This is a genomic window from Vibrio sp. L3-7 (assembly GCF_963898195.1).
Lineage (GTDB): Bacteria > Pseudomonadota > Gammaproteobacteria > Enterobacterales > Vibrionaceae > Vibrio > Vibrio echinoideorum.
Window position 1 is genome coordinate 22106 of sequence record NZ_CAWQUW010000011.1, and the last position, 14682, is coordinate 36787.

9 protein-coding genes are annotated in these 14682 nt (G+C 45.0%); 2 read left to right on the forward strand and 7 right to left on the reverse strand.

Annotation, left to right across the window (positions count from 1 at the left end; genetic code table 11):
- Positions 1 to 2: 2 nt before the first annotated feature.
- The 4 genes from AACW75_RS09635 to AACW75_RS09650 form a co-directional block, all read right to left on the reverse strand.
- The gene (locus tag AACW75_RS09635) at positions 3 to 1400 is read right to left on the reverse strand and encodes a type II and III secretion system protein family protein (protein WP_145571438.1); all 1398 of its coding nucleotides are present in this window, start codon (positions 1398 to 1400) and stop codon (positions 3 to 5) included.
- Positions 1393 to 2274, reverse strand: coding sequence for a Flp pilus assembly protein CpaB (cpaB, locus tag AACW75_RS09640; RefSeq protein ID WP_145571440.1), 882 nt, complete (start codon positions 2272 to 2274; stop codon positions 1393 to 1395). The genes AACW75_RS09635 and cpaB overlap by 8 nt, the downstream gene beginning before the upstream one ends.
- A 30-nt stretch (positions 2275 to 2304) precedes the next feature.
- Positions 2305 to 2484 (reverse strand): Flp family type IVb pilin, encoded by a 180-nt coding sequence (locus AACW75_RS09645; RefSeq protein WP_145571442.1) that lies wholly within the window; start codon positions 2482 to 2484, stop codon positions 2305 to 2307.
- A 64-nt stretch (positions 2485 to 2548) separates the two neighbouring features.
- Positions 2549 to 7393, reverse strand: coding sequence for a DUF1566 domain-containing protein (locus AACW75_RS09650; protein WP_145571444.1), 4845 nt, complete (start codon positions 7391 to 7393; stop codon positions 2549 to 2551).
- 242 nt (positions 7394 to 7635) lie between these two features.
- On the opposite strand from AACW75_RS09650, the gene AACW75_RS09655 reads away from it, so the two are divergent.
- Both AACW75_RS09655 and AACW75_RS09660 read left to right on the forward strand, forming a co-directional pair.
- Positions 7636 to 9621, forward strand: coding sequence for a hypothetical protein (locus tag AACW75_RS09655; RefSeq protein WP_237297789.1), 1986 nt, complete (start codon positions 7636 to 7638; stop codon positions 9619 to 9621).
- A 206-nt stretch (positions 9622 to 9827) separates the two neighbouring features.
- A complete protein-coding gene (locus AACW75_RS09660) occupies positions 9828 to 11009 on the forward strand; it encodes an MFS transporter (protein WP_145571446.1) in 1182 nt (393 codons plus the stop codon).
- 110 nt (positions 11010 to 11119) lie between these two features.
- On the opposite strand, the gene AACW75_RS09665 is transcribed toward AACW75_RS09660, so the two are convergent.
- From AACW75_RS09665 to AACW75_RS09675, 3 genes are all read right to left on the reverse strand, one after another.
- Complete coding sequence (locus tag AACW75_RS09665) at positions 11120 to 12466, reverse strand: MATE family efflux transporter (protein WP_004732825.1); 1347 nt, start codon at positions 12464 to 12466, stop codon at positions 11120 to 11122.
- Positions 12467 to 12567: 101 nt separating this feature from the next.
- Complete coding sequence (locus AACW75_RS09670; RefSeq protein WP_108175139.1) at positions 12568 to 13410, reverse strand: helix-turn-helix domain-containing protein; 843 nt, start codon at positions 13408 to 13410, stop codon at positions 12568 to 12570.
- 272 nt (positions 13411 to 13682) lie between these two features.
- On the reverse strand, positions 13683 to 14600 hold the full coding sequence (locus AACW75_RS09675; protein WP_145571447.1) for a DMT family transporter: 918 nt from the start codon (positions 14598 to 14600) through the stop codon (positions 13683 to 13685).
- Between the last annotated feature and the right edge of the window lie 82 nt (positions 14601 to 14682).

Here is a 14682-nt window from a genome sequence, read left to right on the forward strand (position 1 = left end):
CCTCAGTAGTAGAACCCGTTGTCACCCAGTAAGCGAGGCTTCTGGTTGTCGGTGTATGTGTCTTGACTAAACGTTCTTTTACGTTGAATTCTCGGCAGTGCCAGTAATCGTTCAACATCGCTCAATGGGATTAAGCCATCGGTTGGCAGTGGCATTGAGTCCGAACGAGTTGGCTGAACTAGGTAAGCCGTTACAATGATGATCAGCTCTGTTTCTCTACGAGTGAACTCAGTCGATCGGAATAGGCTACCGAGAACCGGTATTTCACCGATAAGCGGTACTTTTTGTAGCTGTTCAATGTCTTCCGACTTCAATAACCCGCCTAAAGCAAAGCTCTGCCCACTGGCCAATTCAATGGTGGTGGAGGCGCTACGAGTGGTAAAAGAAGGGAAGTTAGTTCCGTTTATCACTTGTTGGCTCTCGATTGAGATGTTACTGACCTCGGGATTTACTTTTAAGCTGATACGGTTTTGACTGAGCACGGTTGGGGTGAAGTTCAGTTTTACACCGAAATCCTTGTATTCAATCTGAGTGGTGTCAGCCGTAATCAGTGGTAGCGGTACTTGTCCACCAACCAAAAACTCAGCATCTTCACCTGACATTGCGGTCAAGTTAGGTTCAGCAAGCACAGACATCATGCCGTTGGTTGCTAGCGCATCAATCAGAGCAGTAATGCTCGGTTTGCCCCAACTACTGACATTAGGCAGCTTTGAAAACGAAAATTGCCCCACACCGCCAGCGATTGAACCCCATTTTATCCCCAACTTATTGGATACATTTCTTGAGACTTCAGCGATTTTTACACGAATGTTGACCTGATTTGGCATGGTGACAACCAATTGATTGATCAGCTCATCATCATTGGGTTGAGTCTGCTGATTTTGATTGGTTGAATTACTGCTGTTGTTACTGTTTCCCTGTGAATTTGAGCTCTCTTGTTGTTCGGTAGAACCGACAATAGGGGATAAGTAGCCTTTCGCGAGCGACACGATATTGTGTGCCATCATCGGAGAGGGAACACGACCTTTAAGCCATAACTTTCCGCCCAGAGATTCCGCGTTGACTGACGCTTCTGGGAACTTGTTTTTAACCAGTTCATTGAACTCACGGCTGTTATGCGTCACGCGAATCTTGTTGGTATAGATCACGCGCTCCTGCTCGTTTAAAACGGTGATCGTAGCGCTGCCCGCTTGCTTACCGAATATCATCACCTTGGTATTGGTTAAGGTTTGGTAGTTAGCGATATGGGTGTTAGAGATGAAAATGGATTTCGCTTTTTCAGGTAAGAGAATCATTCTCGCCTCATTGATCGTGACATCAAATGTTGATGCTGCAGATGCAAAAGAGACACATAGGCTTGATAGCAGGAGAACACCCCACCAACGACAGATGTTAGCCATTGTTATCAGCTCCAGTTTTATTATTGACGGTTTTATTTTCGGCTCTAAATTCCACCAAACCCACGTCAGGTAATACCTGAGTTGTGTCTGGAGAAATGACTTTCAGCGTCACTGCATTTGCGTGTTGTGGTTGATGTTGAACCTCGTTTTGCCCACGCAATACAAGCGTTAACTTTCCTAATTGTTTCGCAAGGACCACTTGGTTTGCTTGTTCGGGAGTTACCTCTAAAGAGACACTGCTGTCGTCAGGGATACCATCTTCGAAGCCATTCGATTCCCGAGCCTTTTGATAAGATTCTGCCGTTTGCTTGTTATTAAATGCCAAGACTCTTGCGTCATGCACTATCGTTGTAACGTACAATCCTTGAGATGAATTGCCATAACGAAGTAGCTCACCATCTTGTGAACCGAGTAGGAGAATATCCACTCTGTCTCCCGGTTCAATGAAGCCTGAATTAGACGTGACTTGATCGACAGGAACCGAAATCGCGCGATAGCCCGGTTGCAACTTCAATGAGAGCGAGTAGCCACCTTCGGGTTCGGTAATGTCGGCTTTCGACAATATTGAGTCTTTGACGAGTTTGGTGCGTGCAAGCCCTGACATCGTATGAGCGGCAGAAATATCGTCCGGTGTCACGTGGTCGATGTAGTTCTCTAACTCTTGCTGTGGAACTTCTTTCCATCGAAACGAGTTTGGCGTGTAGGTTTGGCCTATCTCAATCGTACGAGTTGGAACCAGCACTTTGACCGTTTGCTTAGCGGCTTGTTTAGAAGAGGTGGTCGCAGACTCGCTATTGGTTTGGCTCAACAGTAAAACGGACAATCCGAGCACCGAGCAAAATAACGACAGCAACATGAGTCGCTTGGCAGTCATAACTATTCCTTTAATTTACGGTAAACGGGCTTATTCTGATTTTTGAGCGTCTTTGAGCTGCTTGACGACAGTTTGGTAAGCGTCAGTAATGGCTTCGGTTAGATCACCATTCTCGCCGCCTACAAAATTAAGCAAGACCACAGACATTGCTGCTGCGAGAATTGCGTATTCGATAGCGGCCGCGCCGCGCTGCTTTTTCTTGTTAAACATGTTGTTATTTCCTAAATGAAAGCAGCCTCAGCTGAGGCTGCTGTGATAATTAATAAAGGTGTCGTTAGTCTGAAACTAATCGATATAGATAAGCTGATGAATAGCTCGCGGTAGACACATCAGTCTCCGCCATCGTCGTCATATTTAACCCTTTGAAGCGGCCATAAGGTGCTGGGTCGCTGGTGATGTAGTAGCCATAGCTACCGCCAGTTGCTTCGTTGAACTCGAACACTTCGTTGTTAAGTGGCAATAAGCTATAGAGTTCAGCTTTTGTCGGGTAACGCCAATTGGCTTTGCCACAAATACTCTTGGTATTTTGTGCTGTGATAAGAGGGGCAATATCTACGTATTTCTTGAAACGGCTACTATCACCCCGAGAGAAGAGTTGCCAAACCAAGTTGCTGTCTGTGTCTTGAGCACATACTGCATTTTGTCGATTGGTTACTACCGTTCCTTGCGCATTTAGATACTGATAATTAGCAGACTTTTCTCTGAATAATCGAGCTAAGACGACTTTGTCTTCAGAACCATCGGTACGAGCTTTAGTTAGGGTTTGGCTACTTTCTTTAGTGTCGTAACTTGTGATGTATTGTTGATCACCGCTTGCTGCACTAGACCAGTAATAAAACGTGGTTCCATCATCGAAATAAGATTTGTCGTATTCTGGCTTTAGTCCCAAGTAATTTGGAAATACGTCTGTATCCAAGGTCATTTTCGAATTTGAACCTTCGACAGCTTTGGTGTTAATCGACAGCAACTGCGCTAAGTGCGGAACTGCCCAGTCACTAAAACCACACAGCTTGTTGTTATTCGTGCTAGCGAGTAGTTCGTTGCTGCCTAGTATGCTGGCGTATCCGGTCGCTGAAGCATCATAGGCAAGATCGTCAGCACCATGCGGTAGCCCATCTTTGAGCAGTGCCCATACTCGACGTTTTCCTGAAATTTTCGTGTCTTCAACACAGCGCCAACCTTGTTGATAGGTTGTGTCGCTTGGCAGGTAGTTTCCTAGTTCATCCAACTTGGCGAAGCGATTACTTACCATTGCGTTGGCTTGAGAAACACTAAACCCATTGTCTGCCGCTTGTTTTAGTCCATCTTTTGCTAACACCTTAGATTGAGCGAGATCGTGGAGTGTGGCTGTTGTGCTCATCTCTTTGATAAGTGTTTGATATAGAGCGATGAGCGAATCAAACTCAGAGCTAATTCCGTTAGTTGCGGTATTCAGTTGGTTAATGAAGTCGGTGACTTGCGCATATTGGCTCTCTAATACTGAAATGGCACTGTAGAGGTCCAAACTTGCTTGATGCAGCTCTGAAGCCAATGAGGCTGAGCCTATTGCACTTGTGGCATCGGTTAGCATTACCGAGTTTTTCTGGATGAATGCCATTTTTTGAGCAAACTTAGCACCTTCAACTAGTGCATTTAACCCGTTCGAGTTTTGCTGTAGTTTCGCTGCTTTTTCTTTGTAAGCTTTTACTTTGGTAATGAACTCAAGGCTCTCCGCATCAGTACGGCTTTGAGCAACCGACACCTGAAAGTCGTAAATAGTGAGCTTCGTGGTCACTGCACTCAATTCGTCAAGCCATGGTTTAGTAAAGGCCGCCAGTTCAACAGCTTTAGCTTGTGCTTGGGTTTCTAAAGTCGCGTAGCTTTGCGCTTTTTTCTGATTGTTCGCTAGCCATGTTGTTAGGTAAGCCTCAGCCGCCTTTACTATTGAACCTTGTGTACTGAGTAGGGTTTCAATAGCAGTTGTTGAAGCATCAATGTGACTGACTAGCTGCGCCCCAGACGGCAACTGCCATTTAGGGTATGCGTATTTACCGTAATACTGTTCAAGGGATTCTTGGCCTTTGTTTATGGTGACAGCGACGCCATTTTTATCCGCTAATGCATTCTGTGTCTGATTCGATACTAAGTAACCTCTTAAGTTTGAAGGCAGTGTTGCGGGGTCTCGTTGTGATAGCGTGATCACTTCACTGCTCTCTGGAAGATTCCAACCTGCGATACCACAATCATCCAGCTGTGTGACTTTATCGAATACAGTATCGATTTCTGAAGAGAATCGTTCCGCCCAAAACGTCGGTTCCCCTTGTCCTTTGTCATCGTATTCAGCAATACAATTTAGGGAGTAGGAGTTCCATGAGCCACCGTAACTAAAATCAGCGGCCTGCGAACGGGTTTTCATCGGTACGAATTTTAATGCAGTGAAGCGACTACTAGCATCTGTAGCCCAAAGGGTGTCACTGATTGAGTTTGATACACCTTGTTTAGCATTCTTTTTTAATCGAACACCGACATTGGCTTTGTCGTACGCTTCTGGGCCAATAAATTGAGGTTTTGAAACAACAGGGTGCCAAGTGACACCTTTATCGTTGGTAAACTCATAGTATTCCGCTTGATCAAAACGAACCGATTGACCCTCAACGTTGGCGGTTAAGTAAGCCCATTGAAATCCATTTGTGTTGACTGGATTGCTGCCTGTGAAAGTATTTACAATTTCAGGCGAGGTTGGCGCGGGTATTTCAAACACTTTGGTAAAGGCTTGTGTTGTTAATGCTGACGCGCCGTGAGGCATGCCATTGTTAGGGTTTGCACTTACTCGTAATTGTACTTCAGCGATGTTCTTGTCGATATTGCCAATCACTACAGGCTTAGCGGTTACTTTTGTCCAAGTTGAGCCGGAGTCGAGCGTGACTTCGAAGTGCTCGGGCTGAGTGAACTCGCCGAAGTATGTCCAATCGAGCGTGTTGTCGGTGTCGTTAACCACCAGACCAGTCGGGGCACTTGGTGCTGACGGACGAACAGTAAACGCGACATCGTTGGTTAACTCTGAACCGCTAGGACGACCCGTAATCGGATCTCGTTTAACGCGTACTTGGATTGAATCAATAGCGTAAGCTTGGTCATTTAGCTGATATGGCTTTGTGGTAACCACTGCCCAGCCGGTGTTGAGTGTATTGATCTCGTAATCCGTTACCTCTGAAAACCCGGTAACAAATGTCCAGTCAAATGTATCTAATCCATCATGAGAGATTGGTGATGTCGGTGCGGCAGGCATACTAGGAGTAACAGAGTAGCCCTTGTCTGAACACAGCGCTTCGCCAGGATCATGTTGAGGATCTGTACCTGCTTTTACTCTTACACAGATTTGCCCTTTGGCAAACGCCTCATCTGGGATAGCTTGTGGGTTGCTAGTTACAGGGGTAAAAGTAATGCCTCTATCGAGAGAGTATTCGTAGAAATTACTTCCCGTAAATCCTTCAACGTCTGTCCATGCGAATGTGTTTTCTGCGTCGTCAACAATCGGTGAGGTTGGTGCTATAGGTTGATTTTCTGAGCGAGTGAATACAGAGCTAATAACCAACGGAACTCCCGCGGGGCGGGCATCCAGTGCATTTGACTTAACGCGAACCGAAATCGTGTTTCCAGGAAGTGAAACATTGCCAACAAGATACGGCAGTGCGGTTACGCCCTGCCAACCATTACCTAGATTAATCTCGTAGAAAGACGGATCCTTGTATCCATTAACCCAAAGCCAGTTGATCTGATTGGTGCTGTCGTTAGCAAATTCCAATACCGGTTTTACTGGTTGGATTGGGGTTACCGTCATCGATTGTTCTGATGCTGAACTTAATCCTGTTGGGTGACCTAGCGAGTCATCTTTGGCTACACGAACTTTTAGATGTCCAACTGGAATATCTAGATCTGGAATGTCTTGAGACTTTTCAGTCACTTGCGTCCAGCTTGAGCCATTATCTAATGAATATTCATACAAACCTAGTTCATTAAACGAATCGACAAATGCCCAATCAAATTGATTGATCGCGTTATTCACCGTAATCCAGGCTGGAGCAGCAGGCACTGTCGTTAGCGTAAACGCTTTGTCTGAAAGCATAGGCTTTCCGGCAGGGGTATTACGAACGTTAGACGCAGCAACTCGAACTTGAACGGCTCCTTTGTCGAACGCCAGTTTCCCTACAACAATCGGCTTACGAATTACCGTTGTCCAAGTCTTCCCTGAATCCAATGAATATTCGTAATCTGTGTTGTGAGTGAAGCCACGCACAAGCTGCCAATCGAAGGTGTCTGAGGCATCATTGACTTGACCGTGCTTAGGCGCTGGCGGTCTAGTGATGATTTTATTGCCATCGATGTCTTCTTGGGAAACTTTGAGTTGGTCTCGGTATTCCTTACCAAGTTGTTTCAATGCGCTATCGGTTCCTGATGCGCCATGAGACAGCAAATCGGTCTTGGCTTTAAATTCTGCTAAATCAAGCTCTGCCAGCTTGTACATAGATCCTTTTCGAGCATTTACTTGGTCGACACCTGCATCAACAGAAGCCATTTGTGCTTCCTGAAGTACGCGAGTAACACCGCGCGCAAACATGTGTACTTCACGGCTTTTGGTTGAGTTTGATGCGGAATAATCACCAACAGCCAGTTGTTTATCGATGCCTAAGTCGCTGGCTACAAGCTGGGTTGCTTCATCAAAACTGATTCCACTGGTTCTCGATACACTGGCAATGAGAGACGTCACGGGGCTAATCACGTCCGAATTGCTACTCGGTACTTCTAGCGTAAATCCGGATTCAATAGGCTGATTCGGTGAATCCATATCGATAGTTATACCGGCAACCGCTTCGACCAATATTGGGTATTGGGCGACATCATTGTCGACGTCTAGTTGGAATCGTCCTTCGGCGTCCGTAGTGGCAATTTCTCCATCAGCAGAATCACACATGGCATTGCTGTTTCTGTCTAAACAAACCTTCGCGTTGCGTAAATAACCATCCAAAGCTATGCCCGAAATATTCTGAGAACTTGGCTTAGTTTGTGACTGTTTGAGCTTCGGATCTGACTCTGCTCCGCCACAAGCAATCAGCATTGTGGAAACGAGTGAAACACTCATTAATTTGTATGGATTCCTTACCACCTGAACTCCAAATAATTTATAAATTACCCATAGGAAAGGCGGAGGATATTAATTTAAATGATAGTAATTATCAATATCATTTGATCTTTTATTTCGTTAAGTGATTTAATAGCAAAATAAAATACTATCAATCAAATCATAAACTAGGTGAATCGGTCGAAAAAATGCACAATAAATTTTTAATATGCAAGCTGTCACTAGCAATATCTGGTGTCTTAATGGTCTCTGGATGTGGTGGCGGTTCGGACGGGGATAGTTCGGTTGGAACATCGGCTTCAGGCTACGCCTATCAAGGTTCATTAGTATGTGCTGATGCAGATCTGAACGGCGTATGCAGTGACCAAGAGAAACAGCTTGAAGAGGTTTCTGGGTACGCGAAACAGAGGCAATATGATGGTGCAATTTTGACCGCTTCTCCCAATATGGAATTGGTCACACCTTTCACGACCTTGATTCATAGTGAGATGATGTTTAATCCCGGCGTAAGCAACGATATTGAACAAGCAAAATCATCACTTCAAAGTAAGTTGGGTGATCATGTTGGTATCAATTTCAGTACGCTCGATACCACCTATGGCCCTAAAGATTCATCTGATTTGTTGCTAAATTCTTTGAAAAAGGCACAAAGTGACGGCAAGCAAGCGCCTTATACTAATATTGCTCACGCGTTAGATCTAATGATTGAGCACAAGACTCTAGATTTATCAGCTATCGATGTGGCTGGGGCGGTTTCTAGACATCTGCAAATTGAAGATTCATTGATCGTGAGAGGCTCCCAATCAGTGCCAGAATTATATGGTGCTAAATCGATAGCGTTGAACCCTGCGAACAGTCAGATTGTGTTTTTAACGGCTAATGATGTGGTTATGCAAATTGATAGTTCTTCACGTAATAAGCCGGTGACAATCAATGGTGATCCTGCATCTCAAACGGCTTCTGGTTTAGTTAGCATCCGTTCGCACGACGACGATGATGATCACGACGACCATGATGATGACGACCATGGAGGTGACACTGGAGGCGGAGAAATACCGGTAGACTCGAGTGAAATCATTCAGTTAGTTCCTACGTTAAATGGTGTTCAGGCATACAAGGTTTACAAACCAACCGCTTACGTTTCACCCACATCGAGTGATATTTGTAATAGCCAAGGCGCTAATGGTGTTTTCCTCACGAGCCTCAATGGTTCGAATAACAACAATGTTGGCGTGAAGTCTTTTGCGATTGATACATACAGCAGCCGTAGTGGAGGCACACTTCCGCCCATTCCAAAACCTAATCCTGCCGTTCCGCCTAAATCAAGTGAGTCGTGCATCAATGATAACTTCGCAGCAGTGGTTCCTCTGTTACAAAGCGGCTCGTTGTTGGCGATTAAGAATACCGGAAGCTCGATATATTCGCAGCAAGAGCTCAAATCGTTAAGTGCTAATAAGCTCAACATGAAAAGTTGGCGTCATGAGTTGAAAGCCTCTTCGCCTCAAGTCATGCCATCTTATGACGAAAGTGAAGCATTGATTGTCTATAAGAATTACTTTTCGAACAGTAATTTAGCGGCAGAAGTTATCGACACGGCTAACCTATCCACTAAGATGACCATTGATAAGTTAAACCTTAATACAGCCAATATTGTCGTGAATCAGCAGATATTGTTGGGGTTGGATAGCAATAAGGTTGAGTGGGTGTCTAACTCGATACAACAAACCGTACTTGGGGAGCTGACCGTTGATGCTGTTATTAGCAAGATAGCGACATCGAGAGACGGAAAAACCAGTGCTATTACCACCGCAAGTTCTCTTTATATTGTAGATAACATGACGAGAACCTTACTTGTAACAGAGTCTCTGAGTAACAATGCCATCGAGTCTTTGTATGTGTTAGAAGATAAGGTGATTGCCTTAACCTCTTCAGGAGCCGACTACTACCAATTCCGAAATATTAGCGGTCCGGCTCTAAAAGTTGGCAGCCAATTGGTGACCAAAGAACTTCTTAAAAAGTGGGAAGACAGCGGGAATTCAAGCTGGAGTTCAACCAACTTGGGTTACATTCTTTCTCAAACGGGCACTGAAAGTGAAATCTCCGATAATTTTAAAAATGTAAACTTGTCATTCTTGCCAACGAATGCAACGGCCTCGAATAGTATCACTGGGGTACATGTGAGTGGTTTGGAACGAGGTGAGTGGTTAACCTTCTATAAAGGCCTTTAACGGTTTTTAGTTTCAAAGAAGGGAGGTTTCCTCCCTTCTTATTTTAATGTCCTTCTCTACGCGTAACTGCCTATTCCCCTAGCTTATTGCTTTCTGTATTTTCTATTTATAGCCTTTATATACATCAGAAAAACAAAAGTTAATCGTTTGTTAATCGCCGTAAAACCGGAGTATGATACTGGATTACTATTTAGGATTTGGCTGTCATGAGTGTATCAACAGCGAGCTGGAAAACGCCGCAAAACTTTTTATTACTGATTTCGATTGTTGTCCCTGTCGCGTTTTCAAGCTGGATGGCTCTGCTGAATAACTTCGTGATAGAGAAAGCGAACTTTGATGGTGCCGATATTGGCTTGTTGCAAAGCGTTCGTGAGATTCCTGGTTTCTTAGCGTTTACCGTGGTGTTTGTTTTGGCATTCATTCGTGAGCAACGCTTTATGTTGATATCGCTGGCGATGCTGACCGTAGGCACGGCGATTACCGGTTTATTTCCTACACTCACAGGCTTGTTACTAACTACGATTTTGATGTCGACGGGCTTTCACTATTTTGAAACGCTTAAGCAATCTTTATCTTTGCAGTGGCTGAATAAAGAAGAAGCACCAGAGATGCTGGGTAAAATGATCTCTGTGGGCGCGCTCGCGTCATTGATAACGTACGGATCTATCTGGGTGATGTTGGAACAGCTTAAGCTGGATTTCGCTTGGGTGTACGGCATTACTGGAGGCATTGGTTTTATTCTGGTTTTAGTGATGACCTTTGGCTTCCCTGAGTTTCAAACCAAGACTCAACAAAATAAGAAATTGGTGCTGAGAAAGCGTTACTGGCTCTACTACGCACTCACGTTTATGAGTGGTGCAAGAAGACAAATCTTCACGGTATTCGCAGGCTTCTTGATGGTAGAGAAGTTCGGTTACTCGGCTGCTGATATAACGCTACTGTTCTTAATCAACTATCTGTTTAATTTCTTGTTTGCCAAACGTATTGGTCGATTTATTGGTGTAGTCGGTGAGCGTAAAGCGCTGATCTTCGAGTATGTCGGTTTGATTGGTGTGTTCGTTGGGTATGCTTTAGTACAAACGGCGGAGTGGGCAGCCGCGCTGTATGTGGTCGATCATCTGTTCTTTGCGTTGGCATTAGCGATCAAAACCTACTTCCAGAAAATTGCAGATCCTGCTGATATGGCCTCAACCGCGGGTGTCTCTTTCACCATCAACCATATCGCCGCGGTTGTTATTCCAGTCGCGTTTGGTGTGATTTGGTTGTCTTCCCCTGCGACAGTTTTTTACATTGGTGCAGCAATGGCAGTGGTTTCTCTGGCGCTGTCTTTAAACATTCCTAAGAAGCCTGAAGAGGGTAACGAAGTCCGGATGTTTAGCTGGCGCTAATGTGCATTTCAATCTGATGAGATAAACAAAAAGCTCCAATAGCGATATTGGAGCTTTTTTGTATGTGCTATTTGGTAGTCAAAGGCGTGACGTTCTAAACGGATTACTTCCTATGCCGCCTGTTTTTCTAATGAGCCAGAAAAGCGCTTCTTGTAGCTGCGTAACATACTTAGGCTGAATATGGCTGTTACGGTTTCCGCGAACAGGATACTCGCCCAAATCCCTTGTTCTGGGAATAGCTTTGGCAAAATCATGATGCCCAATGCGACGAACACAAAGCCGCGGCCAAGAGATATCAGTGTTGCTTGTTTAGGTTTGGCCGTTGCCTGAAACAGGTTGGCGATCACTAAGTTGATGCCCATCAGTGGTACAGCAAAGAAGAAGAACGTTAATGCCGTGGCTGACAGTGCAATCAAATCACTTGAATCACCCAAATAGAGGGCTGCGATTTGAGGCGCAAGCAGGTACACAATAACCATAAACACCAAGCCGCTACCAATGGCACTTTTTAAACCTAAGCGAAAAATCGCTTCGATTCGGTTTGGCTGGTTGGCACCATGATTAAAGCTGATGATTGGCTGGCAGGCTTGAGCGATTCCGACCATCACAAACAAAGCGAATACCCCGATATTTGCCGTTAAGCCATAGGCGATAATATGATTCTCACCAAACTGATGCAGCAACACGTAGTTGAACAGCAAGATTGTCATCGCGGCGGTTACCTCAATAAAGAAGGTCGGTGTACCTATTTTTAGGATGCTTGGCAGTTTGTCCAAACCAATTCCTTTTAGGCTCAGTTCCAAGGTGCCTTGTTTACGTACAAAGTGGCTCAATAGAATACAAGCGATAACACCTTGCGCAATGGCTGTACCGTAGGCTGCCCCTTTCATACCCCAGCCCCACTTTAAGACGAAGAAGTAATCCAACACTAGATTGACCACAGCACCTATCGACATCGCGTAAGTCGCCAGTTTTGGGTTGGTGTCGTTACGAACAAAGCACGACATGACCCAAGCTAACGAGTACAACACAAAGAATGGCAGCATTACAGCCAGGTAATCGTGAGTCAGTTCAGCCATGTATCCAGAAGCGCCCATTAACGCAATCATGTCGTCTAGAAAATACAGAGCAATGCTGACTGAAATGGTGCTAAGCACGGCGGTACTGAGCATTGATTGACTAAAGAGGGTTTGACCCGACGCTGAATTGCCTTTACCAACTTCGATAGACATAAGCGCTGCGCCGCCAATGCCAACCATCATCGCGATAGCGGTAAATATCGAGAAAGCAGGGATGGTCAAAGCGATAGCACCAAGCCCATCAGGGCCAACACCACGTCCGACGAACCATGCGTCTCCCATGATGAAGAGAGACTTGATCACCATGCCAGTTAGCGCTGGCCAAAGGTACTGATAAAAAGATTTAGATATAGGATCGGTTTTAAGGTTGATGGCCATTCGAGAGTGCTCCCAACAAGTTGGATGTAACCAATGTGGATGAAATAAAGAGGGAGCATTATCCGAACTTAACTGGGCTCTAAAAAGGGATGATCTGCGTGTTATGTTGCACTATCTGCACATCGAGTTCGAAACTCTGCTGGCGACTCATTCATCTGGCCACGGTAAAAACGGCTGAAATAGGCGGGGTCTTCGAAGCCAAGTTCAAAGGCGATGGTTTTAATTGTCTTGGTCGAAAAAATCAATTCTCGGTTCGCTTCCAAGATGATTCGATCGTGGATCAATTGGGTGACCGTCTTACCTCGTTCAGCCTTCACGATCTCATTGATGCGCTTGTTAGTTATCGATAGCGCTTGCGCATAAAACTCACAATGTTTGTGGGTAGTGTAGTGTTGCTCAATCAAATCGACCACTTGGTTTACTCGGCTGTCGCGCACTTCGCCTTTCAATGATGATTGGCTGGCGAAACGTAATATGTAGCGCAAAAAGCTATTCATGAGGGACTCTACCAAATCCCAGTCGCTCTCTTCTCGTGCACACTCCTCTTTAATCATAGTGAAAATAGGCAGTAGGTAGCGGTTGCCTTCTTCACTGCAATCTAAGTAGGGAGGACGACTTTGATGCATGGCAAAAACGGTGTCGACCAGCTGTGTGTTGCGATGGTTGGTTTTGACAAAGCCTGGCGTAAACACCAGTAAACGAGCGCTTTCTCCCACTAGTTCAGATCGGTGAACCTGACCCGGAGCAATGGTAAAAATACGGCCGACCTTGTTGTCATAGTCTACAAAATCAATGCTCTGACTGCCTAAGTTATCTACGCACCACACCAACTCCCAGTATTCATGTCTGTGCGGTTCTAAGAATGCGTCGTCGCTGTTCGTCAGTTCCTCAACCCTACAAGGTTGACCTTTAATCAGGCGCATGTGTTTGATGGGAGTTCTCATGACATTCCTTGGTTGAAGACAGATGGTGCAATTAAGACTAGAGTCGGTTGTTCTCGGCGTTTCTAATGTAGTTGATAGTGGCTTTTAAGTCATTCGATTGATGCGTTATTGGCTATCTGATATGAGCAGTAAACCAGTGCTCGTGTTGGAACAGACTGAAGTATATGAGGTGGACGTGAGAGAGGTTCAAGTCGGAGTCGTAACTAAATAAAACCCTAGAGACTCATTGCGAGCCCTAGGGTTATATATACAGATTATTAGTCTAGCTTAGCCTAGTTGCTACTTACTGTTTTCAAAGAAGAGCGTAGCTTGAAGATTCCCTTAGGTGCCTTGGTCAGCAAGATGCCACAAAGTAGAGGGATCATCATAAGCAGAGACTGTTCAGATAGAACCTCACCATTGATGTAGCAAGAGATCAGCAGCGCAACCACTGGGAAGATTAGGAAGCAGATAGACGCTTGGAACGGCGTCGAAACCTGTCCTAATTTAAAGTAAGCCACAATGCCGCCAACACTCGCCACAAAACCTAGGTACACGACAGCTGAGATTGAATCCCAAGTGAAGGATTCAACATTAACGCTTTCACCCATTGCAGAAACTGCGAACAAGAATAGAGAAGCAATTAAGCTCGGAACGGCGTTGTAGGTAAGTACTTCGATGCCTTTACAGTGCTTTTGAACTAAAACATACATCACTGCGTGAATGGCAACAGCAAGGCCTAAGCAAACCGTGCCAATAAGGTAGTCATCACCACCCATTTGCATTTCATTGCCAAGGATTAAACATAGGCTCACAACAGCTGTGACCAAACCAAAGATTTGATGTTTCGCCAATCGTAGACCTAAGAATAAACCCGACATCAGCATGACAGCGACTGGCATGTTGGCGAAGATGATCGACGCTAGACCAGAAGAGATGTATTGCTCACCATAGATCATCAAAGTGAACGGAATAGCAAAATACATCAGTGCCACAATAAGCAGCCATTGACGTTTACCTTTAGGGAAAAGCAAAGGTTGGTTGAAGATTTTTGCTAATACCGCAAGCAGAGGTGCTGCAAGTAAAAAACGTAACGCAGTGGCAAAAATAGGTGGGATAGAATGCAATGCCACTTCCATAGCGAACCAAGTGGTTCCCCAAATTAAGCAAACAGAGACAAAAAGCAAGATAGTTAGCGACTTCGAATTCATGGTGACTACTCATTAATAATTATTTTAAATCATAGGCTTGTGGCGCCTTAATGACGTGGCACAGTATAGAAAGGTAGTCGGA